At 48.7% G+C, this 24051-nt stretch carries 17 protein-coding genes and 1 pseudogene; 8 read left to right on the top strand and 10 right to left on the bottom strand.

Translation table 11 applies throughout. The features are described 5' to 3' along the window. Positions 1 to 10 precede the first annotated feature (10 nt). From MO867_RS08695 to MO867_RS08680, 4 genes are all read right to left on the bottom strand, one after another. Positions 11 to 3151 (bottom strand): tetratricopeptide repeat protein, encoded by a 3141-nt coding sequence (locus MO867_RS08695; RefSeq protein WP_252465958.1) that lies wholly within the window; start codon positions 3149 to 3151, stop codon positions 11 to 13. Continuing rightward, complete coding sequence (locus MO867_RS08690) at positions 3148 to 5178, bottom strand: tetratricopeptide repeat protein (RefSeq protein ID WP_252465957.1); 2031 nt, start codon at positions 5176 to 5178, stop codon at positions 3148 to 3150. The genes MO867_RS08695 and MO867_RS08690 overlap by 4 nt, the downstream gene beginning before the upstream one ends. Positions 5179 to 5180: 2 nt before the next feature. Beyond that, a complete protein-coding gene (locus tag MO867_RS08685) occupies positions 5181 to 5690 on the bottom strand; it encodes a hypothetical protein (protein WP_252465956.1) in 510 nt (169 codons plus the stop codon). A 355-nt stretch (positions 5691 to 6045) separates the two neighbouring features. Beyond that, the gene (locus MO867_RS08680; RefSeq protein WP_252465955.1) at positions 6046 to 7440 is read right to left on the bottom strand and encodes an MFS transporter; all 1395 of its coding nucleotides are present in this window, start codon (positions 7438 to 7440) and stop codon (positions 6046 to 6048) included. A gap of 262 nt (positions 7441 to 7702) precedes the next feature. Here MO867_RS08680 and MO867_RS08675 point away from each other — a divergent pair, with 262 nt between their 5' ends. From MO867_RS08675 to MO867_RS08665, 3 genes are all read left to right on the top strand, one after another. Further along, positions 7703 to 8131: a DUF4174 domain-containing protein gene (locus MO867_RS08675; protein WP_252465954.1), complete on the top strand. Its 429-nt coding sequence runs from the start codon at positions 7703 to 7705 to the stop codon at positions 8129 to 8131. Between the two features lie 193 nt (positions 8132 to 8324). Beyond that, positions 8325 to 8972, top strand: a complete 648-nt coding sequence (locus tag MO867_RS08670) for an NAD-dependent epimerase/dehydratase family protein (RefSeq protein ID WP_252465953.1) — start codon at positions 8325 to 8327, stop codon at positions 8970 to 8972. Between the two features lie 278 nt (positions 8973 to 9250). Next, the gene (locus tag MO867_RS08665) at positions 9251 to 9832 is read left to right on the top strand and encodes an exopolysaccharide biosynthesis protein (protein WP_252465952.1); all 582 of its coding nucleotides are present in this window, start codon (positions 9251 to 9253) and stop codon (positions 9830 to 9832) included. Between the two features lie 21 nt (positions 9833 to 9853). On the opposite strand, the gene MO867_RS23790 is transcribed toward MO867_RS08665, so the two are convergent. Genes MO867_RS23790 through MO867_RS08650 form a run of 3 tightly spaced genes read right to left on the bottom strand, consistent with a single transcriptional unit; the run spans position 9854 to position 12316 of the window. Beyond that, positions 9854 to 10453: a CPBP family intramembrane glutamic endopeptidase gene (locus MO867_RS23790; protein ID WP_252465951.1), complete on the bottom strand. Its 600-nt coding sequence runs from the start codon at positions 10451 to 10453 to the stop codon at positions 9854 to 9856. A 19-nt stretch (positions 10454 to 10472) separates the two neighbouring features. After that, complete coding sequence (locus MO867_RS08655) at positions 10473 to 11003, bottom strand: GDYXXLXY domain-containing protein (protein WP_252465950.1); 531 nt, start codon at positions 11001 to 11003, stop codon at positions 10473 to 10475. Then, complete coding sequence (locus tag MO867_RS08650; RefSeq protein WP_252465949.1) at positions 11000 to 12316, bottom strand: DUF2157 domain-containing protein; 1317 nt, start codon at positions 12314 to 12316, stop codon at positions 11000 to 11002. Before MO867_RS08650 ends, MO867_RS08655 begins: the two co-directional genes overlap by 4 nt. 249 nt (positions 12317 to 12565) lie before the next feature. Here MO867_RS08650 and ahpC (MO867_RS08645) point away from each other — a divergent pair, with 249 nt between their 5' ends. Then, entirely contained in the window at positions 12566 to 13132 is a 567-nt protein-coding gene (ahpC, locus tag MO867_RS08645) for an alkyl hydroperoxide reductase subunit C (protein ID WP_252465948.1), read from the top strand. Positions 13133 to 13244: 112 nt separating this feature from the next. Here the strand turns inward: ahpC (MO867_RS08645) and MO867_RS08640 are convergent, their stop codons facing one another. Both MO867_RS08640 and MO867_RS08635 read right to left on the bottom strand, forming a co-directional pair. After that, the gene (locus tag MO867_RS08640; RefSeq protein WP_252465947.1) at positions 13245 to 14441 is read right to left on the bottom strand and encodes an MFS transporter; all 1197 of its coding nucleotides are present in this window, start codon (positions 14439 to 14441) and stop codon (positions 13245 to 13247) included. Then, positions 14438 to 17809 (bottom strand): Gfo/Idh/MocA family oxidoreductase, encoded by a 3372-nt coding sequence (locus MO867_RS08635; RefSeq protein WP_252465946.1) that lies wholly within the window; start codon positions 17807 to 17809, stop codon positions 14438 to 14440. Before MO867_RS08635 ends, MO867_RS08640 begins: the two co-directional genes overlap by 4 nt. Positions 17810 to 18292: 483 nt before the next feature. Here MO867_RS08635 and ahpC (MO867_RS08630) point away from each other — a divergent pair, with 483 nt between their 5' ends. From ahpC (MO867_RS08630) to MO867_RS08620, 3 genes and pseudogenes are all read left to right on the top strand, one after another. After that, the gene (ahpC, locus tag MO867_RS08630; protein ID WP_252465945.1) at positions 18293 to 18859 is read left to right on the top strand and encodes an alkyl hydroperoxide reductase subunit C; all 567 of its coding nucleotides are present in this window, start codon (positions 18293 to 18295) and stop codon (positions 18857 to 18859) included. A 76-nt stretch (positions 18860 to 18935) separates the two neighbouring features. Continuing rightward, positions 18936 to 20486: an alkyl hydroperoxide reductase subunit F gene (ahpF, locus tag MO867_RS08625; protein WP_252465944.1), complete on the top strand. Its 1551-nt coding sequence runs from the start codon at positions 18936 to 18938 to the stop codon at positions 20484 to 20486. Positions 20487 to 21237: 751 nt separating this feature from the next. Next, positions 21238 to 21686, top strand: a pseudogene (locus tag MO867_RS08620) (redoxin domain-containing protein); the annotation flags it as partial. Positions 21687 to 21873: 187 nt separating this feature from the next. Here MO867_RS08620 and MO867_RS08615 read toward each other — a convergent pair. After that, positions 21874 to 22968 (bottom strand): Gfo/Idh/MocA family protein, encoded by a 1095-nt coding sequence (locus MO867_RS08615; RefSeq protein WP_252465943.1) that lies wholly within the window; start codon positions 22966 to 22968, stop codon positions 21874 to 21876. A gap of 335 nt (positions 22969 to 23303) precedes the next feature. On the opposite strand from MO867_RS08615, the gene MO867_RS08610 reads away from it, so the two are divergent. Beyond that, the gene (locus MO867_RS08610; RefSeq protein ID WP_252465942.1) at positions 23304 to 23981 is read left to right on the top strand and encodes a glutathione S-transferase; all 678 of its coding nucleotides are present in this window, start codon (positions 23304 to 23306) and stop codon (positions 23979 to 23981) included. Positions 23982 to 24051: the final 70 nt, after the last annotated feature.

Genomic DNA, 24051 nt, shown 5'->3' with positions numbered 1-24051 from the left:
ACACTTTGTATCACTGGCCGGAAACCGCCTCTCCGACTGCCGGCAATTCCGGCACAGGTGGTAGCGGTATAATATTTTGCAGATAATCACCAGCTTCTTCTGTGCGCGCATAACGCGCCGGCATCAACCCAGCAAGCTTGCCGATACTTTTATCGATCCAGGGGTTGTAGATCCCTACCCCCAACAGACCAACATTTTTTTGATAAACCGAGATCGCTTTTTCCTCGAAGGGGTATATCTGCTCTTCCAAGGCCAGTTCGTACTCTTCCAGTTCGAGTGCACTCAAATTATCGGGGCGCTCAGAGTTCTTCAGAGCCACACTAAAGTGGAGATAAATCTCAGCCAGGTAATAAGTGGCTGCAGCGGTGACATCTGCTACCTGGTAGTCAATCAGGTTGGTGAAAGCCGCGATGGCTGTTTTCATCCGCTTGCGCTTCAGGTTAAGGCTCTGCTCAATAGGCTTAACCAATTCCACCCGAGCAAAAGCTTCGAAACTGGGCTCGGCCAATAGCAGTGCTGCACTACCCGCAAGGAAGCGGGTTCGATCACTGCGCTGCGCACCACCGCGAGATTCAATTCGCACCAGCTCACGCAACGCTTGCATATAACGCTTTTGATCACCGGAATCTTTGTAGATATTGGCAATTTTTTGCCTAGTTTCCAGAGCCGGTTCCAACGGGTCCGGGAACAAGTCAACATATCGGCGTAATACTGTCAGGGCCTTATCGCTATCTTTTGCAGCGGCATACAGATCAGCGGCCTGGGTCAGTGCTTCGCGACGAATCTCATCATCCTCTGATTCACGCTCTATACGTTCGAATTCCGCAGCGGCCAGCAATAACTCGCCACTCTCCTGGTAAACCACCGCCAGTTTCTTAGTAACATCCTTGGCCAGCTGGTGCTCAGGAAAGTAATTGCGGAAGTTGTTCAGCACCATTGCCGCCTGGGTCCAATCTTTAAGGATTATCAGCGAGGCCGCCGCATCGTATTCAGCGGTCGCCAGTAGTGTCGCACCGGGAGCAACGTTGCGGATACGCAGAAAATGACCCGCTGCTGCAACATGATCGTCCTGTTGGCGTGCCCTATCTCCCTGCTGATAAATGGAAGCCGCAAGATTATCTACCAGAGCAACCCGATCCTCCGCATCTTCAGCAGTCAAGTTTAAAGTCTCACCGTAGGCGATTTCTGCATCGACATACACTTTTGTGTCAAAGGAAGCGTGAGCAACGAGCATCCAGGTAGAGCGGCGAATGTCCTGCTCTGCCGTAGGGAATTGTTCCAGCAGTGAACGACCATTAACAATGGCCGGCGCATAGTCTTTCAAACCATAGAGATCTTCCACTGCACCGAGCATGATTTGTGGTGCTTTTCCGTGCTCCGGAAAGGTAGCCGCAAAAGTCAGAGACGAACGAATAATTTCCCGCAGTAGGGGGGCGCGCTGCTCCGCAGACACTCCTTTTAAATTATTCGAAAGGTGTTCCCGATAAGCGTAAACCGCAGCGTAACCGGCCTCACTGGAATCTTTGTGGACAGGGTAATTATAAGCTGTACGCTCATATTCCAAGGCCGCCCCATGGAAATCACGATTTTCCAGCATCAAGCCCGCAAGCTGGTAGTTGATCTCTGGTGCCCGTTCGGTTTCAGCAAATGACTGCAAATAACTGCGATACCAGTGGATAGCCTCACGGTAGTTTTCTACTTTTTTATCTTTCAGCTTCTTATTCTGATAAGCCGAGTGGTAGTGGCCAGCAAGATCGATAAGGTTGGTTTGCAGGAAGGCAACAACCTCACCATACTCATTAATATCAAATGCGGTCCAGTACTCGGCGTTCAACGCATAGGTATTGGCAAAGGCCTTTTTCGCCTCCAGCACCAGTTTGGGGAAACCCCCTTTGTCGTAAATTTCAATAACACGAATTGAAAAATCTGCAGAAACCTTGTGCAGCGGGTTGCGATCCACAAAAGCTATATAGGAGGTGGCCGCATCCTGGTAGCGACGTTTTTCCAGATAGTATTCACCCAGTTGACGATAAACCCGGAACTCGTAATCCCGACTGCCTTTACGCGTAAAGTAGTCAACTACGGAATCTGGACCTTCCAGGTAGGAGAAACTCAGGCTGACCACACGAAAAGTATCGTCGATATGCTTGCGCTCCCCCCTATTGCTCTGCTGATCAAAGTCATAGCCCTGGGATACCTTGTAATCGAGCATCTCTATGTAATCATCCAGGGCCATTTCATACATATCCTGCTTAAACAGCGTCCAGCCGCGTTTGTACAGCGCCAATTCGTAAAAACTGGATATCACACCAATATCGATCACTTTGCCGTAGGCGTCCTCGGCATCGAGAAACTTCTTGCGCGTAAATGAGTATTCCCCAAGCCGGAACCAAGACTCGTCGATATGGCGTGAATCGGGATACTTGGCGACTAACTGGCGCAATACATCAACCGCCGTATCTATTTGGCCAGCTTCTTCGTAGGCACGGGATAATTGATACATCACCTGGTCGTTGCGATGGTATAGGGGGTATTTCTTCAATAGATTTAAATAGAGATCTATTGCTTCCCGGGCATTGGCCGACATCATCGCGTCGGAATCGACACCGGGGGTTTGCAACGGGGTTTCATCAGTGGCAACTGCGATGCTGCCACTGGCACGGACCTCAAATTCAGCATCGCTCTCCACTTCAGCCTCAGTAGCCGCAAACCGCTTTTGTGGTACCGCTTTCGGTTTTACTATTGACGCACTGGCAGCAGGTGTATCCAGTGTGCTCTCAGTCGACACTTCCGGTGCATCCACAGCTATCACTGCGCCACTTTCGGCTACAGCTCCGGCAAGGTTATCAAATACCGCATCTTCTGCACGGTGGGCCTGTTTAATTTTCAGGTCCGCAATCCGCCGCATGGCTTCTGGAGTCAACTTTGATTCCGGAGTTTCCTGTAGGTAGCGCTGATAACTGACCAGGGCTTTCTCCAAACTGCCATCAATATGCTCTTCTTGAATGTCCACATCGACACTTTGCAGACTGCCAATGGTCTTACCGCTGTTTATTGCACAGCCACTCACTAACAGTGCGACAAATGCAGCACCGACAAATCGATCGATAAATACCTTGGCTTTCAATGCTAAACGGGGCTTCAAACTCATGAATCACCCCCCTCTTCCGGATTTGAACCCTTTTCCATCTCTGGTGGATTTCCCAAGGGAATTTCTTCCGCTTTCTGCTCCCGGTGTTGCTCAACCTTTATTTCATCTGCGCGCTGTTCTTGCAATTCATTGGCTCGATCATAACTATCTGCCAGAGCAAAGCGTGCTTTGATCTGGTAGCTTTCCAATTGCGTCCGCCGGCGCTCCAACTCCTGAATAGCCAGAGTTTCAAGCATCATGCCCTGACGAGCCATCAGAGTTTTCAAACGCTGCTGGGTCTGCCGTATACGAGCGCGCTGACGGGCGATATTTCGGTCGTAACCGCTATAGCTGTGTGTAGCCGCCTGCCGGCTGCGTACATAGGAATCGTAAATGGACTGCAGAGCTTCGATCTCTTGATTTAGCTCAGCCAGGTGCTTATAGGCCTCGGTAAGCCGAAAGTCGTACTCAGATGAAAGGCGCAAATCCAGCACGCCTTTAAGTCGCTCTACACGACTTAAAGTATCTGCAGTAAAGCCTTGTGGATGCTCGCCTATTTCACGATTGACTCGCAGTAACTTCAGGCGCACTTCCTGCTCTTCAGCGGTAGCCAGATATTCGGGACGGCGGGAAACCAGCATCTGCTCGATGCGGCCGGAAAATTGATCGCGCTGCTCAATCCGCAACTGAATACGGGCATCCAGCCCCCGAAATTGGCGATCCAGTTCTGGGAGCAATGGTTCGTAGTAGGCCCGACGAATACCAATGATATTCTCGTAGGCGGTCAAGCTTTTCAGCCACTCTTCATTGCGCTCGAACAAATCATTGAGATCGCGGTAGTTACGCAAAAATTCCTGATAATCATTGGACGCCATCAGGTCCAGCAGGTAGTGAGTCTCCGGTGCTTCGGGCAAATTTCGCAGCGCCACTACCCAGTTCTGTACCTGGGTAGCTTCCTTGCGACGCAATGCTTCGAGAAATTTCCCCCTGCGAATACTGTGAATTGACTGGGTGAGCGTGTCGATTTCCCGACCAAAGGCATCCAACGCGCGGCCATAATTAATTGCGGCGGTACTGTGCACATCCAACTTGCCATAGGCATAGGGGACGGCAAGCATGACCTCCTGCACAGATTCATTGGTGTTCTTGCGGTCCTGTAACATTTTCCAGGGCACCAATGCCCGATCAAAGCGACCTGCGCGGGCTTCTGCCCAACCCACCCCGAGCAGTGCGCGGTTTGAAAATGGACCATCCAGGTTTACCCGGTCGAAATAGGGGCGCGCCATATCCAACTTCCCCAGCTCCATCAGGTACGAACCGAGCAGCAGGTTAGTTTTATCGTACAAGGCCTGTGGCGCCGCATTAGCGCTGCGCTTTCTTCCCAGCGCGGTGAGTTCCAGAACACCGCGCTCCTCCTTACCTGCCTTTAATTGCGCAATGCCGAGGTTGAAGGACACAAACCCACCGAGGGATTCATCACCCTTAAGCTCCTCCAACAACTCAACAGCGTCTTCAAAACGACCGAGCTCCATATAAACTCGAGCGCGTAAAAACTGCTCTTCTGCTCGAACTTTTAAAGGCACCTGGCCTTCTATCATTTCCAGCGCATGCAAGGCATTGCGCGGCTGCTGCTTGTGGTAGTGGATTTTGGCCAGTCGATAAGCGGCCTCATTGCGCACCGGCTGAGGGACATTGCCCTTTAGCACCGCTTCAATAGCCCGCCCGGCTTCCCGGTGCATGCGGTATGACAGTTCCAGGTCCCCCACGGAAAATTCGGCCTGACCCAGGTGCGCACTAAAAGGATCGAGTTCGGGTTGATCTAAACGATGATACTGGTCTAGCTCGGTATCGAGCGCCACAATCGCATCAAAATAATTTTCCTGGTGGGCATAGAACATTGCCGTGCCGAAGAACAGATCTTCAAGCTTCTCACCGTCTTCCATAGCGGCATCTGCGCTTGCTCCCGTCAACAGACAAAGCGATAAAGGGATAACACCAAGGGTCGCCCTAGCCTGGCCGGACAACCTGTTTACCAAGGACCTGAGCATGATTACCAGTCCTTAAAACTAATCGCTGACTCAGTTCCAAGAACCCTGATCTCAACAAATTTTGGACCTACCGCTTTTTCTACGGTATATGAGGCACTGCCCCGGTATTCTTTTCCTGAAGGAGATTTACCAATGAAGTTAACCTGCAGAGGGTGACCTCCCACCAACACATTACCTGTGTAGATCTTTTGAACTCCACCTTTCTGCAGGGACTCAATCTCCCGATAGGTATAAAGGTGGTGGGCAACAATCTGTCCGTTTAGGGTTACCTCAACAGACTCCAGCTCAAAGGGCTTGTCATCTGCTACAGAGATAAACAATGCCACCTGTGTATTAGAGGGAAATAATAGTTTTTCCTCGAGCTGGGCCAGCTCGGCAGTGAGATCTATCACATCTTTTTTTACACTCTGAATCTGTTCATCCAGACCCCGAATATCGTCCCTGTTAACACCCTGAGCATGCCCAGCGTTTGCCAACAGAAAGAGAATAACTATCTGAAGAATTCTGAACATGCGGCCTACCTCCGACCAAACTCATAACAATCAATTCCTGCCAGACAAGCTAAAGCAGGACCACAATAAAACCCAAACACAACCGGGCTTTGAGCTGCGACATTGTATTGAATAGAACGATTGTCAGATGTGAGGAAATTCAAATCTCACAGAAACGAAGAGAATAGATATTTTTTGAAGAATGGTATCCACACCACAGAATGCGGATCGTATCTCAGCAGGAGTGAGACGCACCTCAAGTTTTAGCCTTCACCGCTCCAAATATTCAATCGGCAGGGTCGAGATTAAACAGAAAAATTACCCGGCAAAACGATACCATTAGTTTTACAATTACCGCTCTTCACGCGGATATCGATCACAGCAGCTCTCCGCTCTGATCTCTCGGCCGTCCGGTCACAAAAAATAGACACACAATCAAGCCTGCCAACGCCAGGTAGGCGTTCACTGTAAAGGCTCGATCAATACCTGAGGGAACATCTGGGGCAAAAGCAATGATAGTTGCATTCATACCCAACCCCACGGCTCCCCCGCCGATCTTAAACATATAGAGGATAGCCCCGGCCAAACTGGCCCGATGGGATTCGACCACTGTGATACCCGCGGTGGTGCTGGACGGGTTGAACAGGCCAATCCCAATGCCCAGCACGACCAGTCCGGGGCACATCTGCAAAAAACCGGTGTCCTCAGTAAGGTGAGAGAGCATAAACATGCCAGTACTCATTCCGAGAATCCCAACTGATACAAGTATTTTAGGTCCCAGTGTTTCGTAGAATCGTCCAGAGATAAAGGAAACCACACCAGATATGACCATCAGTGGCACCAGTGACAAACCTGCTTGCACTGCCGAGTAACCACGATAGTTTGCCAGGAATTGGGGCACATATAGGATTGCAGACAGAAAGACCACTGAGATCAGCAGCGTTGTAACGGATATCGCCAAGAACTTTCTATTGTTGGCGATATCCGGTGGAATCAGTGCATCTTTGCCTACCCGATATTCCACCACGCTGAACAGACACAAAAACACCAGAAAAATAACCACCAGACTAATGACGACCGGATGTTTAAAACCAGTTTCTGCGGAAATATCCAGCGCAAATAACAAACAGAACAGGGAAATACAGAGCAATAGCACCCCCGCGTAGTCAATTTTTTCCTTAATCCGCTGGAGCCTATCTGGAGGTACAACCCACCAACAGGCCAGCATGGTGAGTATTGCAATAAAAATGTTGATGAAAAAAATCCAGCGCCAACTAAAAGCATCAGCTAAAATACCGCCCAAAACCGGCCCTGTGGCGTTGGCTAGGCCACAGGTTGCCATAATAATACCCCCTGCCTGCCCCGACTGCTCAAAGGGCACTAAATTGTAGGTCATCCCTAGAATAGACGGCCACATCAAGGCCGCCCCCACCCCCATCAGCGCCCGGGATACCAGCAACATCCAGATATCCATCGCCAAGCCGCCGAGCAGAGAAAAGAACACAAAAATCACTGCACCCAGCATAAATATGTTGCGACGACCATAGATATCCGCGAGACGACCACCCGATATGATGAGAACACCAAATACCAAGGCATAGCCATTGATAATCCATTGGGAAGTAGTGACATCCACATTGAATTCTCTCTCAATCGAGGGCAATGCAGGAGCAAAAGCGGTATAGTCGTTGGCAATCAGGAAAATGGCTAGAACTAATGCTGCCAGACCAAAATACTGATCCCGCGCAAACCCCCGTTTTTCCTTTGCCATACTGCTAAACTCACTAAGTATTAGAACCACTCAAGTTGCTCGCTTGTGCTTGCGAGACCGTCAAAGCCAGTTTTGGCTTCCTTGGCCTACACTCAAAGCCTAGACGACAGCATTAAATTTAACGCCACTTGATTTGTAATGCTCAGCCCGTATTAGCCATACTGACCCTGAGCTATATCGGTCACTCCGGTAGACTCATCACTGGAATGGCCACTACTGTGCAAACCGCAATACTTCCACTAAGTAATCGTTGAGACAGTCAATGCGTAAATTAATGGTATTTATTCTGATTTTTTATACCTCAACAATCCTTGCCCAGAGCCCCCCCGTGAATAGCCTGAAAGATTTTCAATGGAAGAATCGTATTCTTCTTTTAAATATACCCGGCGATCCACGTAAGACCGTGGAGGAATTAATGAAGCTAGGACCACAATTCGCCGAGAGAAATTTAGTCTGGTTTGTTTTTTCCAACGGCAATATAGAGACCAACTTCCCCGGCACTATCTCCGACAGCTTTGCCAGTGGAATACCCAAGCAGTATTTTAAAGGAAAAAAGGCTGAGGTTGCTCTGGTAGGCAAAGATGGGGAAGTAAAATACCGGGCACCGAGCTTCTCTGCCAACGATATTTTTTCCCGCATAGACAGCATGCCCATGCGCCGTGAAGAAATTAAAAATACTAAACCACGTTAAACATGCATATTCACTCATGATATTTTTACATTATATCAGCAGCGATAGCATTTCCAATTGAGTTCAGAGCCCAATGAAAATCGACTCTCGATTAGGTTATCATTGTGGGGTTAAATGGAAGGGCAGCAATGATAATGAAAAACTAAAATATCCGCACTGCCCGACAACAATATATGACCGATACGAGAATCAAATGGCCAGAAAAGCAATTATTATTGGCGCCACCGGCTTGATAGGCCGCCACCTGACTGAACAACTCGCCAGTGAAAACACCTTTGCAGAAATCCACACTTTGACGCGCCGCCCCCTGCTGCCAACCAACCCCAAAGTCCACAACCATGTGGTCAACTTTGAGCAGCTTGGAAATTTCTCCTCACTTTTTGAAGCTGACACACTGTTTTCCTGCCTGGGCACCACCCTCAAACAGGCGGGAAGCCTAGCGGCCCAGTACCAGGTGGATGTCGAGTACCAGTACCAGGCCGCCACGTTAGCTGCACAGGCGGGTGTCAGGCACTACCTGTTGGTTTCGTCCAGCGGTGCAAACCCCAAAAGTTTCGGCAGTTATTTGCGCATAAAAGGCGAGCTCGAAGAAAAAATTAAAACCCTGCCCTTTGAGCAGATCTGTATTCTACAACCTTCACTATTGCTGGGTAATCGCAATCACTTCCGCCCCGGAGAGCAGCTCAGTGGACTCCTGTTACCGCTACTCTGTCGATTACCTGGACTACAACGCTTTCGCCCTATCGCCGGCGCAGCGGTTGCCGCCAAGATGGTGCGCCTGAGCCAACAGGAGGGTAAAGGCATTGAAACCTTCAGCCTTGACCAGCTATTCACCCCCTAAACTGCCGACAAAACCACTGGTAATACCCGCGGTAGCTCCCCCTAACGGGAGATCGTAATAGTAGTGCTATGCTCGACAGTAAAGGCCATTTTACCGGTAGAACCGGTCATTTCGCCGTGATACACCAAGGAGTTTGAACAGGATTTGATCGCGGATAGCTCTAGCCAGTTTTCTGCTTCAGCTACGATTGATTGGGGAATCTACGCCCGGTTTATCCAAGCTTTTCAAGCTCCTTTTAGATCGTAAGCAGGCGACAACGTACAGTAATGAAACCTATCATGGCAGAAGATATCATTGGTCTGGGCCAGCTGCTGAAAGATGTTGAAACCAAAAGCCAGGGACGGGATAGGGTTTCCATCCAGCATGTAATTGAGGCCGTCGGAATCCGGTCCTTCGCCCCATTTCTTGTCGTTATTGGTCTGATCTTATTTTCACCCCTCAGTGGCATTCCCGGAATGTCTATCTCCATGGGGCTTTTACTGCTACTGGTCGCCATACAACTGTTACTGCAACGCACCCACATCTGGCTTCCCCAATGGCTACTCAATCGCTCTATTTCAAAAAAGAAATTGATGGCTACCCTGCATTGGATGGAGAGACCGGCGCGCGTCGCCGACCGATGGATTCAACCGCGAATGGGCTTTGTCGTACGCAGTTACGGCACCTGCGCGATTGCCGTCACTTGTACTCTGATTGCCCTAGCTCTTCCTCTGATGGAAGTAATCCCCTTCTCAGCGTCTACCGCCGGCCTCGCCCTCACTATTTTTGGCCTGGCGCTGGTGGCTCACGACGGACTTCTCGCCCTGATTGCGTTTGCCGTGACTTCCTCACTGCTGATACTGATCATTGCAGCAATGTGATCAACCACAACAAACCACACGCTATGCTCGCCTTTGTATGCCGAGTAAGTGAGGGAAGTGAATCAGTGCAATTAGCGCCAACAAGTCATAGCCGGCATGCCACACAATTACCCCTACCAGGCCGCCTGAAATTTGGTAGAAAATGCCTAATACCAGCCCGATCATTAAAGTAAGGAAAAAATAGACCCAGGATGCAAAGTGCAGAATCGCAAATATAACTGAAGCGCCCAATAACCCAAGAAAAGGTGTACTGACCTGCGATAACCAAGACTGTAAAAAACCGCGAAATAGAAGCTCTTCACACACCCCCGCTGCAATGGAAACCCACACCATTTGCGCAACTGACAGCTTGGAAAACACCGGGGTCAATTGGACGCAATGCCTGCGCAATATCTGGCCAAATAGGGTTTCTGAGCGGATAAGTGACAGCGCTACGACGTAGGTGACTACAGCCCCTAAAAGCCCCAGCAGTAGCTGTACCCAAACAGCACTGCCGAGAAATGAAACTTCCATCGATACCAGATAAATTCCTAAAAGAGCCACCAGCAGGCAGCCCAGTTGAATACCGATCAATGAGAAAAAAACCGGTAGGCTCCCTCTCCCCTGCCCGGCAGCATCCACTGATGACCGTTCCCTTTGTTTATTGATTACCCTTTGCCCCTCTAACCACTCTGAGACTTACCTGGCCGTTTTTAGTAACCATCAATTCAGCCACCGCACCAATACGCAACTGCTCTTCAAGTGCCAACGCTTTTTCTTTAGGAGCGAAATAAGCCTCAATACCATAATCCACCCGGTACTTGTCGGTAGCGCCCCAAACGCCAAGGCTGGCAATGCGTCCTTTCAGGAATACGCCGCTGTGTGGTTTTTCCAGACTAACGGAGGCGAAATCATACAGGCCAGAGTCCTTTTTCTGCAGGCCAACATAGACCACCTCACCCTGGCGCAACGCATGCCGATTATTAAACAGGGATTTATCCAGCAGGGAAAATGGGTAGCTCAGCTGGGCATAGTTCCCACGAAACAACGATCTCGGGTCTACCGGAACAGTTTTTACCAGAATCGGCTGGCCAGTCCAAAGCGGTATCTGGGCCTTCACATACATACCGAGCAAAATAAAAAACTGTGCGGCAATTGCCGCAACCAACCCCATCGTGATCTTGCGATTCATCGAGCCCTCTCCTTTGCCTGCTGGTGCTTCCAGTACTTGGCCGCGCCCAGTAACAGTGCAGCGAACAAAATAAACAACATTGCTGCGCCTATGTAGTCACCAATCAAATCGATGTAACGCAAAAGTGCGGTCAGTAGAATTGCCAGTACCCCCAAAAAGAAATAATGGGAGATACCATCGTGTATCCCCTTTAAGATCAGCCCGGTTCCACAGGCAATCAACGTCAAGTTAGTGAATATTTGCAACCAAACGGCGTGATCAGCAGAACCACTGTTGGTCACAAAGGCGAGAACCAGTGCAAACAGGCCGTACAGCGTCAAACCGAAAAACAACTTTCTAGCCAATAGCGCCAACAGCAGGGACACGGCGCCCATAATCGCAATCACGACCCACATCGACAGCAGGTGTCCCCACTGAGCCTCGATCAAAGCCTTCCAAGGCGGTTCAAAGCTGAATATCAATAAACTAATCAGCGCAAAGCGCAAACACCAGATTGAGATCACTGCGGCATAATCTTTTGCCACAACCGATACTCGGGTTACCAACCACTGGCCGAATAGATACATCAGAATAAACAGGGCTACGGCGACAGCCAAATTCTCCGGATATAACTCCGCACTGAATTTGCCATCCTGCACCCGCCAAAATTCGGCCAGTGAGAACTCCAACCAAAAGCCCAAACCGAATAGAGAAACCAGCAAAAGAACCACACTGGATCGCCCGGCAGTCAATATAAACAGAGCACTGAGAAGGAAAACCGGGAATACCGCTGGGTAAAAGCCCATGCTGATTTCCAGAAAGAACCACAGCAAGGCCAGAATCAAGGCCTGTCCAGCAATCCAAGGGCTCCGGGTGATCAGCGCAAATGGCAGGCAACCCAGTGCCCACCAGAAAATCCCATCGGGCATATGCTCACCCAAATGATAGATTTGCGCGATAAGAATGATGGCCGCCCCGAAGAACAAATTTCCCAACAGCAATAAGCCCTCCCCAGCGCGCCTGTCTCCCGTCACGTAAATTTTCAGGGCCATCGCCTGAGTCGCCATAGTGAGCACAATCAACCCACCCATTCGCAGCGCTCTGGGGATCTCATCCCAATTGGCGCCGATCAGGGTAATCACCGCTAAACCAATAAACAGATAGGCCAACCCCATCAACACGCTATATCCTAATGTGCGCTGCTGCACACGGTGGTAATCCACCTGGTAACGGGTACAGATCTGTTCCGCCTGGGTTTCGCTGATGACCCCATCCTCAACCCAATCCCCCGCCTCCCGGGCTAGGTCATGCTTCAACAACCGAATTAACCGCATACGAGTGCCCTGTAGAAACTACCCATCCTGGTAGTAATTAGTATGGCGCCAGCCCGGAGTATCCCCGATGTATACAGTGACCTCAAATTGGTACCCATAGCAGGCCCATGTATCGCTCCGATGCGTAAATAGAAGAAAACTATCTCAGGCATTTAAATTGTTTATTTTTATAGGCGCAAGAGTTGCAATAGATTAGGACCATCAAATCTAGACACCAGAAACTACTGAACAGCTAACCAGGAGCTAACTATGTCCCGCTACATCGAATCCGAAATGAAACCTTTCAACGCCAAGGCCTACCAGAACGGTGAGTTTCACGACGTGAGTGACGCCGACGTGAAGGGGAAGTGGGGGGTGTTCTTCTTCTACCCCGCCGACTTCACCTTTGTGTGCCCCACGGAACTGGGCGACCTAGCGGACAACTACGAAGAGTTCAAGAAGCTGGGCGTTGAGATCTACTCCGTATCCACCGACACCCACTTCACCCACAAAGCGTGGCACGATTCCTCCGACACCATCGGAAAGATCCAGTATCCGATGATCGGCGATCCCACCGGGACCATCACCCGCAACTTCGGTGTGATGATCGAAGAAGAAGGCATTGCCGATCGCGGCACCTTCGTGATCGACCCGCAAGGTCGTATCCAGGTCGTCGAAATCACTGCCGGTGGTATCGGTCGCGACGCCAGCGAGCTGCTGCGCAAGATCAAAGCGGCCCAGTACATCGCCGCACACCCCGGCGAAGTTTGTCCGGCCAAATGGAAGGAAGGCGAAGAGACCCTGGCGCCCTCTCTCGACCTGATTGGCAAGATTTAAGGTTTCCCAAACCCTCACAGGATGGGAATTGGCTTTGCTCACCACCGGGTGGGCATTGTCATTCGTCAAATCCCCTCTAACTGATCATACCTGTTAGCAACTAAGCCAATAATCAGCTGGCCTGCCTTTGCTTTTCCACAAACGCTATCAGCAAGCAGAATACAATTCCACAAATAAGAAACACCGGCACAACGTAAATCGCCGTTTGTATCCCGTAGTTTTCATCCAACCAACCCACAAGGGCATGTGCCAAGATTAAAAAGACTCCGCCCATGCCCAGCGAGAATGAAACAGTGAACGGTGGATTCTTGGAGCAGTCCGTCAACCACTCCATCGCGTAAGGGAATAAATAAGATAACGTCAATCCGCATACCGGCAACCATAAGGGGTTAATCCAGTAGCCCAGTAAAAATACTATAGTTGTAGTTGCAAAGGAGACAATCAACCAAAAAAATGTACTTCCCCGAAGTAGCACGAAGGTAAAAACGATTCTCCCAACACACAGAAAGGCAAAAAATATTGAAAGCAGAATATCGGCATCAACTGCCCAAGGTCCACCTCTGGCCTCCAAAAACAGTACAAATCGGCTGGCAAGGATATGCTCCGCACCGTTATAAGCAGAAACAATCAGCCCTCCTCCAATGGCAATCCACCACTCTTTTGGTTCTTTTTCGTGTTTACTTGCCTCGTGGTAGGCACCAGGATTAATTTCTCGCCCATCTACTCGCTTAGTTCCTCTTTTCTTAAACAGCCCCCCTAGAATAAAAAGTACAATAGCGACAGCTAGCCCACCAAAAAAGTAAAACCCCCCCTCCCAACCAAAATGAAACTTATACATTAGCCCAGGAAATAAGGGAGATAGAATAGATGCTACTCCGTAGGTACTGTGTAATCCACAATACCCTTGGCGGGTAAGGTCCTGTGGTACAAAAAGAGGGATTGCCACATTGATAAGTACCATGCTCCCCCCGGTGCCCACGCCAAAAAGGAAACTCCCCAACATAAGCAATGCAAACGAGTGGAGATATCCGGAAGTACCAGACAATATTGAGCCAACCCCCATAAATGTTACAAACAAGCCCAAGCCGGAGATCACCTTTATTCTTTTGACCCATAGTGGCCCTGAAAGGGTCATAATCAGAGCAGAAAGAGTCGACAAGAAGAAAAAAGTAGAGCCTTTTGATGGGGACACCGCAAAAAAATCTAAAATTCTGGGGTATATCGGCGCTTTATAAACCTCTATAAACCCCAATAAAAATAGAGCCCCATAACACGAGAACAATCCAAACCAATAGATATTGCGCTTCACGCAACTCTTCTTTTGATGTATCGATCACACTCTAGGATCATCCTGATCGCCTGAATTGAATCCGCCAAAGGAAGTTCTGGACATTCAGTTAACTTTCTATCGATACACCGCTGTACCGCTCTGGCCTCGTAGTAAAGCCCCTCCGAGTTTGGATAGTTGAATTCCCCCCGAATCCGTGGCAACGGAAATTCATATAACTGACTATCGTTTTCCATTCTCCGATCCCCAGCAATTCTGGTCACCGTAATTTGTGTTGGGCAATGTGCCGGGGAATGTACTTTGATCCTCCCATCGGTACCATATATTTCCAGTTCCTCAGCACCCTCAACCAAATGACTCCAAGATACAACGGCTGTGGGCCCAGACCCAAAGTGCGCATAAATTAGTCCAGAAGCATCTTCCCTAAAGCCGTAGTCATCAAGCACTCCCGAGAATTCCAGATCGGATGTCCCTCTACCCAACACCATGATCGCAGCATGCACAGGGTACACGCCGGCATCCATACCAGCCCCCACTTTCCACTTGGGAGAATCCATCCCCTCATCTTTCCTTAAATCAAAACTTAGATCCGCGCGCAGCTGGCAAATCCGGCCAATCACACCTTGACCAATGAGGCTCTTGCAATATTCCATCACCGGGAAGAATCTCATCCACAGGCCTTCCATGCAAAAAAGCTGTTTTTCCTGGGCAAGGTTCTTTATTTTGATGGCATCTTCCACTGTGAGCGCAAGCGGCTTTTCCACAAGAACATGCTTGTTCGCATTAAGGGCCAACTGTGTGTGCTGCCAATGAAGCTCAGGAATGGTCGCGACATATACAACGTCAACATCAGGGTCATTGACTAACTCTGCGTAATTTCCATACGCCTTTTCCACTCCGTATTTGTCGGCAAAGGCCCTCGCCTTATCCAAATTCCTGGAAGCCACCGCATGAATTTCGGCAGAATCCAGGTAGTTGACAACCTTGGCGAAATCATTGGCAATCCTGCCACAACCTATAAACCCCCAGCGCAACTTGTGGCTGGAATATTGCTCCTGTGTCTGAGGTTTTGATTGCTCAGTCAATGTGGTTAAACGCTGTTCATCTTCAATAGTATCTGGGTCCAATATCAATTCATGATGATGGGTAAGCCTATTTTGAAGATTATTCCAGGCTTGCTCCAAATGCCGGCTCTCAAATTTTTCAACCCAAATACAATTGCCTAAAGGGGATGGCAGTGGAGCACGCAAGGAGCCAGAACGGTGAATAGAGATCTGCTCCAGCGCAGTCTTATACACATCTAGATTGAGGCCTTTCACATTTGCAGCAAGGCCCAATTTTGTATAAATGCCAAAAAGTAGATCCACATCCTTAGTGGAAATTAATCCCATTTGTTCCGCGACTAGGGAGGTGAACAAGCAATCTATACCCACTGCCTCACCATGCATCAAGCGGAAGGCCTCATCGCGCTCCAGCCACCGGGAAAGCGTATGGCCAAAATCCATCGGACGAGACAAATTTTCCTCCTGCAGGTCTCCTCCGATACTATCTATCATCGCATCGATACAATTTAATATAAGGTTGTATGATGTTTTTCCCGGCACCCCTCCCTCTCCAAGAAAGTGGTTATGGAGCAGTGAGTCACCCTGATCAGATAGACAATCAAGCACATCCTTATTGAAGACCAAACCCACCTTAACCATCTCTCCGACTGCACTTTTCAGCACCCGTTGCGGATTGGTTTTGAGAAAAGTGGGATCAATGATGGTGTGCAGGGGGCAGTGAAAAGCACCGATACCATTTTTGATATTATGGTTCACACTAACTTTAATTCCTATGGAAGAGTCAATCATCCCCATCAGGGTTGTTGGAATACGTATCCAGGGAGTATTGCGTCGCCAGACAGCACTGACAAAACCGATCGTATCTGTTACCGCACCGCCCCCCAAAGCCACGATGGGCTCTCTATAGCGAATTGGATTGACTTTCCATATTTCGTCAATCATTTCATGGAAGCTATTGATATTTTTTGATTGTTCGCCCCCTGTCATCACAATGGGAATAAACTCTACTCCCACAGACCTTTCCCATTCAAGGATAAGGCCGGAATATAGCTGCCAAACTTTGTCGTCCACGCAGCAAATAATCCTGTTCCGGGGCGGTCTTAGAATATCGACAAGGAATCTATTGCCAGGAGAAAATAAATTACAGTGGTACCAAATCCTCTGACTTGTCGGTGTCTGACAAACAGTATCCAGAATTTGAACAATAGGGTGATGGGCTTCATCTTCACTACATTGTGCCAGAATGCTCGTTTCAATCGATGTCGCAAGTAGCAAGACGCTTACTGCCTGTTTCAGACCTGGTAGATTCAGGTACCTTGCCTCATCATCGTTAAGAATAGATTCAACAAACTCATTTTTCAGCGTGTGGTAATCCTCTTCAAACAATTGGCAATACCACATCGCCCCTTTTTCCTCCTTGGCCAGGTCAAGGGCCCGGTCAAAAACCCCAGGAGGAGCCAGCTCTATCAAAACAGGATTTCCTGTGAGCCCTTCTTTCACGGTAATACTGTTTTCCACCCCTTCACAACGAGTGACAAGAAATGAAAAGCTGATTCCCAAGTTTGTTTTCAAAGTAAACGAAAGCTTCTTAAAGTCCTCAATGTCGCCGAAGCGTTTCCGTTCGGTTTCTTCCCTATTAACAACTATATCAACAATATTGTGAGGCTGTAGATTCCATTTCGCTACGCATAGTTCCAACTCGTGGCAGCACTGGTTAAGCAGCATTCCCTCTGTATTCTGCCTGAATATATTTTCCAGGTTGTCTTCCGAGTGGGGGTTGTGATGAACAAAGCTGACACTCCTGGTTTTGAGCTTCCACCCAGCTGTGATTTTTTCAGCCTTTTTTACATAGCTAGAAATATGTTTTTGGTAGCCAACCACAACCCTGAGGTTTTTTTCGTCGGCAATTTGCACCATTGCCTGCAGCTTGTCTAATGAATCTTCACCGGGTTTTTCCAAATATATGTTTTTGTATTCTTTCTCTGCCACCGCCTCAAAAATTTTCATGTTTAATGGCGTCCGCACAGAGATCAACACCAAATTTTTAACGGATGGATCCGCTATTGGTATATCCTCAACAGAGGAATACAAATCAAAACCCCCGCCGTGGGCCATAAGCCTTGCCATTTCCTCTCGAAAAACTCGCTGTTTTGCTGGTGGTGCCGTGGTATTTCCAAGCCAGTATTCTTCAACCACGGCATCCACAATGACATTTGGCATTTTTATCAATTGTGATAAATGCAACCAACCAATTGACTCTCCCGGCAGTCCGACACCGACAACGATGGCATGCACCTTATTTTGAGTCATATCGGTATATTCCATCCTCGGAGACCTCCAATTTGGGCCAGTGCAGTGGGCAAAATGAATCCATACACGAAAGGCTTAACTCAATAAGGCATTGTTAATGTCCCCCCGTAGGGTGCCCCAGTCTTTCTCGTCACTTTATTCACTGACCTCGCTTGGGGCTATGTACCTTTAGGTGAACACGGACCGGTAATTCCGTGACCTGCCCGCAATTTAAGCCACCGGGGAGGCTCGGCCTTAGCCCTGAAACAGAGCATCTCTGGGGCTTTTAAGTTTGGCGATCTGCCAACTTCGCTCCTTTGATTTGCTCCTATCTATGGCCTCCTGCTATGCCGCCTCTATTCACTAACCCCAGGAAAGACTATCAACTTATGATCAGTTATCGCTAAAAACTATCGCCTGTATTTATATTGCTAATTTATATCAAGCATAAGAAATAGATAGTATTTGCTTTGTTCCCAAACAGCGACCCATAAGACAGAGATGATTAAGGAGCTATCCATGTCACGCTACATCGAATCCCAACTGAAGCCATTCAATGCCAAGGCCTACCAGAATGGCGAATTTCACGACGTGAGTGATGCCGACGTGAAGGGCAAATGGGCGGTGTTCTTCTTCTACCCTGCCGACTTCACCTTTGTCTGCCCCACAGAACTGGGCGACTTGGCGGACAACTACGAAGTATTCAAGAAGCTGGGGGTTGCGATCTACTCCGTATCCACCGATACCCACTTCACCCACAAGGCGTGGCACGACTCTTCCGACACCATCGGTAAAATCCAATACCCGATGATCGGAGATCCCACCGGCACCATCACTCGCAACTTCGGCGTGATGATCGAGGAAGAAGGCATCGCCGACCGTGGCACCTTCGTGATCGACCCTGAAGGACGTATCCAGATTGTCGAGATCACCGCCGGCGGTATCGGTCGCGACGCCAGCGAGCTGCTGCGCAAGATCAAAGCTGCCCAGTACATAGCCGCTCACCCAGGTGAGGTCTGCCCAGCCAAATGGAAGGAAGGTGAAGAAACCCTAGCCCCGTCTCTGGACCTGGTAGGAAAAATTTAAACCTCATACCTCTGGCCCCGCCCAGCAAAAGGTGGGCCACAACAAAATCTGAAATTGTTAGAGAAAGGACACACCGATGTTGGACGCAAACCTGAAAAAACAACTGGACACCTACCTGCAGAATATCGTCAAGCCGATCGAGATTCGTGTGTCCACTAATAGCAGTGAAAAATCCAAAGAACTGGAAACCCTGGTTGACGAAATCTCTGGGCTCTCCAACAAAATTTCCGCCCAACAGAGCCAAGGCAAGCGCACCCCGAGCATGGCGCTTGCCCCCGCAGGAGAAGAGCCCCGCGTAAGCTTCGCCGGTATTCCCCTGGGACATGAATTCACTTCTCTGGTGCTGGCACTGTTACAGGCAGGTGGGCACCCCTCAAAAGCAGCCCCCGAACTGCTGGAGCAGATACGCAACCTGAAAGGTGAGTTCCACTTTGAAACTTACATTTCGCTGTCCTGCCAGAACTGCCCGGATGTGGTACAGGCACTGAACCTGATGGCCACCCTCAATCCAAATATCACTCACGAGATGATTGATGGCGGCCTGTTCCAGGAAGAAGTGGAGAAACGCAACGTTATGGCCGTGCCCGCCATTTACCTGAACGGTGAACATTTCAGCCAGGGCAGAATGACCCTGGAGGAAATCGTCGGCAAACTAGACACCGGTGCCGCCGAACGCAAGGCCGAAGCCCTGAATGAAAAAGCCCCCTACGATCTATTGGTAGTGGGTGGTGGCCCAGCCGGCGCTGCAGCGGCCATTTACGCCGCGCGTAAAGGTATTCGCACCGGCTTGGTTGCAGAGCGCTTTGGGGGTCAGGTTATGGACACCGTAGGTATCGAGAATTTTATCTCCATGCCCTTTACCGAAGGCCCAAAACTCGCAGCCAGCCTGGAACAACATGTTAAAGAGTACGGTGTCGATATTATTACCGACCAACGTGCAGCCAACTTGCAGCGCAATGAAATGGTCGACATCGAACTACAAAGTGGTGCCACACTTTCCAGCCGAACTGTAGTTCTCGCCACCGGTGCCCGCTGGAGAGAACTCGGGGTACCCGGTGAAGCGGAATACCGTACCAGGGGCGTAGCTTACTGCCCGCACTGCGACGGTCCTTTCTTTAAAGGTAAGCGTGTTGCTGTGATCGGCGGTGGTAACTCCGGTATCGAAGCGGCTATCGACTTGGCCGGAATTGTCGAGCACGTCACCGTGCTGGAATTTGCCGACACATTGCGCGCCGATGAAGTACTGCTGCGCAAAGCCAAGCTAATGCATAACATCGACATTATCGCCAATGCACAAACCACAGAGGTGCTCGGCGATGGCGACAAGGTAAACGGCCTAGGTTACACCGACCGCGCCACTGGCGAGAGTATAAAACTCGAACTGGCAGGAGTTTTCGTACAAATCGGTTTGGTACCAAATACTGATTTTCTAAAAGAAACCAATGTAGAGATGAACCGTATGGGTGAGATCATTATCGACGAGCGCGGCGCAACCTCTATCCCCGGCGTCTACGCCGCTGGAGATGCCACCACCGTGCCCTTCAAGCAGATTGTCATCTCTATGGGTGCTGGAGCAACTGCCGCGCTGGGCGCGTTTGACTATTTAATTCGCTCTTCAGTGGAGTGATAGGTGCGGTCAATAAAGGTCGGTCTTTGGGCGGCCTTTATTATCATCAATACTTCGGGAAGTTATATGCAGCTATAGCCCCGTAGTCACTGTATCGCTCGCAAATATTGGCAATTTTTCACATCTCAGGTCCAATTCTAACTCGTTAAAAAATCTGTCCATGAGATGCCGGTTAAACTTGCGGCGCTTCCAGCTGGCAATTGAAATAACCGTCGCCTCATCCGTTTGCTTCGCTTTTTTATCTTCAATTTTTAGTCAATTTAGGGCCGTTAATGATGCATTGTCATGCATATTGATCGCCTCTTCTCGAGTTGACTGGCTGTGGGTTAGATCTGTGTACTGCCTATCACCCCTGAATAAAAATTCTATTTGAAACCTTGACTTGTAGCCGGCAATCAGTGTCATTGCATATGGCTCTGTGTCCGTCGAATACAGCAGTGCATGACTCTCTTTGTCGCCGTTAGTAGACTTCAAGATCACAACGCGAATAACTCTTTTCAAAAAACTTGCATGGAGAGCCTTCGTATAAACTTCAGTCGTATCATTCAGGGCGCCAACATGCTAAAAGCGATTCAAGTCGGCAACCAAGTCAACTTTCCCATCGTATTTTCTGGGGCGTCCAGTACCGCCGAAACTGCCTTCATATAGTCACAGAAAGTTTGCGTCAGCTCGCAACTTGCCAACGATGTGTAACCTTGTTGGAATAATCGCTAAAACGAATTTCAACTTGCTATAGTAGGCATCTGCAGCGTGGGCGGTATTCTTCTTCTACCCAGCCGACTTCACTTTTGTGTGCCCAACCGAGCTGGGCGACCTGGCGGACAACGATGAAGAGTTCAAGAAGTTGGGGGTTGAGATCTACTCAGTATCCACCGACACCCATAAGGCCTGGCACGATTCCTCCGACACTATCGGCAAGATCCAGTATCCGATGATTGGCGACCCCACCGGTACTATCACTCGCAACTTCGGCGTGATGATCGAAGAAGAAGGTATCGCAGACCGAGGCACCTTTGTCATCGACCCGGAAGGCCGTATCCAGATCGTTGAGATCACGGCAGGTAGCATTGGCCGAGATGCCCGCGAACTGCTGCGCAAGATCAAAGCCGCCCAGTACATTGCCGCGCAATCTGCCCGGCCAAGTGGAAGGAAGGTGAAGAGACCTTGGCACCGTCCCTTGATCTGGTAGGTAAGATTTAAGATTCCCCAAGCCCTCACAGGACTGGAACTGGCTTTGCCCACCTCTTGGTGGGCATTGTCTGACGTTAAATTTAAATGATGCAGTCAATACTAACCATCAAAATAGAAACCAGTATCAGCTTCACACATAGGACTATTACAAATAGCCAGGGATCGAGATTGCATTGACTCACGAGCACAACTAAAATTAGCCTGCCCTTTTTTTGATGATACGATCGCAACTATTTAGCAACTCTATTGCCTGTAATGATTCATCTAGAGGAACTTGCGGACATTCTGTTAAACCCGCGGCAATACACCGTTGTACAGCTGCAGCCTCATAGTACAACCCCTCTGAACTCGGAAAATTAAACTCCCCGTCAATGGGTGGTAAGGGGAACTCATGAGTTGTAACTGTATTTTCTGGTTTCCGACGGCTCCCACCATACTTGATTACTGTAACGCAAGTTGGACTATGAGCAGGAGAGTGCACTCGAATCCGCCCTTTTGAACCATAAATGTCCATTTCTTCGGCTCCCTCATACAGAATACTCCAGGTAGCCATTGCAGTTAATGTCTCCTCAAAGCGAGCATGTAATAATCCTGCTCCAACTTGACCAAAGCCATAGCCATCAATAACCCCTGAACACTCGCTATCCTTAATCTTTCCCCCACATATCATCAGAGCTTGATGGACTGGATAAACACCAGCATCAAAGATTCCACCAGTTTTCCAGGTTGGTGAGTCTAAACCTTCATCACGCTTCAAGTCGAAGCTTAAATCTGCCCGGACTTGTCCCACCTCACCAAGCTCACCACTTTTAATCACATTTTTACAATATTCCATTGCAGGAAAAAAACGCATCCACATAGCCTCCATGCAAAAGAGGCCCTTACTCCTTGCAAGGCTCCTGATCATAGAAACCTCATCTACAGAGAGAGCGATCGGTTTTTCTATTAATAAATGCTTTCCAGCATTCAATACTAACTTCGCATGATCAGCATGAAATTCAGTTACCGTTGCTATATAAACGACATCTACCAGAGGATCATTTACCAGCTCTGCATAACTGCCATAGAATTTCTCAGCCCCATGGCGTGATGCAAACGCACGAGCACGATCGGTGTCTCGTGCAGACACAGCATATACTTCAGCTTGCTCCAGATGATTAAGTACCAAGGCAAAATCGTTGGCAATCTTACCACACCCTATAAAACCCCAGCGAAACTCACGATCAACGCTTAAGGGAAGATTATCCAAAGGTGTAACAATAAAACCAGAATCAGACTTATAGGGATTCATAGAATAATTCTCCCTGGGTTCAAGAGCCAACAATCAATTGAAAGAGATAAAAGCCATTTCATTTCATTAAGGATATTATAAATGAGCCAAAAAGCGCTAACTTGATCACAATTAACCTGCAATGAATGTGCGCAAAGACAAATATCTTATATGAAAAATAGACAACATAACCAAAAATTAAGCTCAAATTTTTATGACCACAAATTCACCCACCACAGATAGAGAAATATGATTGTAACTTCCATAAACAGCCCTTAATGACCCTATAAAGCTGGTTAGGAATCGAGATAGTATTTAACCCCCAAAGGCCACTGAAAACCATGTTGAGCAATCCTATGTATCAACTATTAATCGCCAACAAAAACTATTCCTCCTGGTCTTTAATGGTGTGGCTTCTTATGCGACAAATACAAATACCATTTGAGGAGAAACTATTTACCTTTGAGCAACATGACAGCTGGGAGAAATTTAGCAAGAGCTCACCTACCGGGCTGCTACCATGCCTTATAGACGGGGATACTCTGGTTTGGGACTCGCTGGCTATAGTGGAATATTTAGCGGAGGCTTTCCCCACCATATGGCCGAAAAATAAAAATGCAAGAGCCTGGGCCCGCAGTGCAACTTCCGAGATGCATTCAGGTTTTCAATTTTTTAACAGTAAGTCCTTAAGCTGCGCAACACAAGTCAAATTAAAAACCCTATCTGAGAAGTCCAGAAAAGACATTAATCGTATTAATGAACTATGGCAGGAAGGGCTGAACAAATTTGGAGGCCCATTTCTGGCGGGCAGACACTTTACAGCCATGGATGCTTTTTACTCGCCAGTGGCAATTAAAATCAACAACTACGGATTATCTATTGACAAAAAACCCAGACAGTATGTAAATAGAATTCTGGCTTTACCAAATCTAAGACAATGGATTGAGCAAGCATTGCGCGAGCCCTGGCGGGTTCAGGAGTATGAAGAAATTGAAAGACAAGCTGGAATCAGCACTATGGATTTGAGCACCTAGATTATAGAAATATCACCTGCATTCAACTCTGAAGTGCATCACCCTTTAGGCTGCTGCAGCAGCCGTATAT

Origin of the sequence: Microbulbifer okhotskensis (assembly GCF_023895975.1) — a bacterium.
Taxonomy (GTDB): domain Bacteria; phylum Pseudomonadota; class Gammaproteobacteria; order Pseudomonadales; family Cellvibrionaceae; genus Microbulbifer; species Microbulbifer okhotskensis.
The sequence above is the reverse complement of the archived record's forward strand: the minus strand, read 5'-3'. Positions and strand labels throughout refer to the sequence as shown.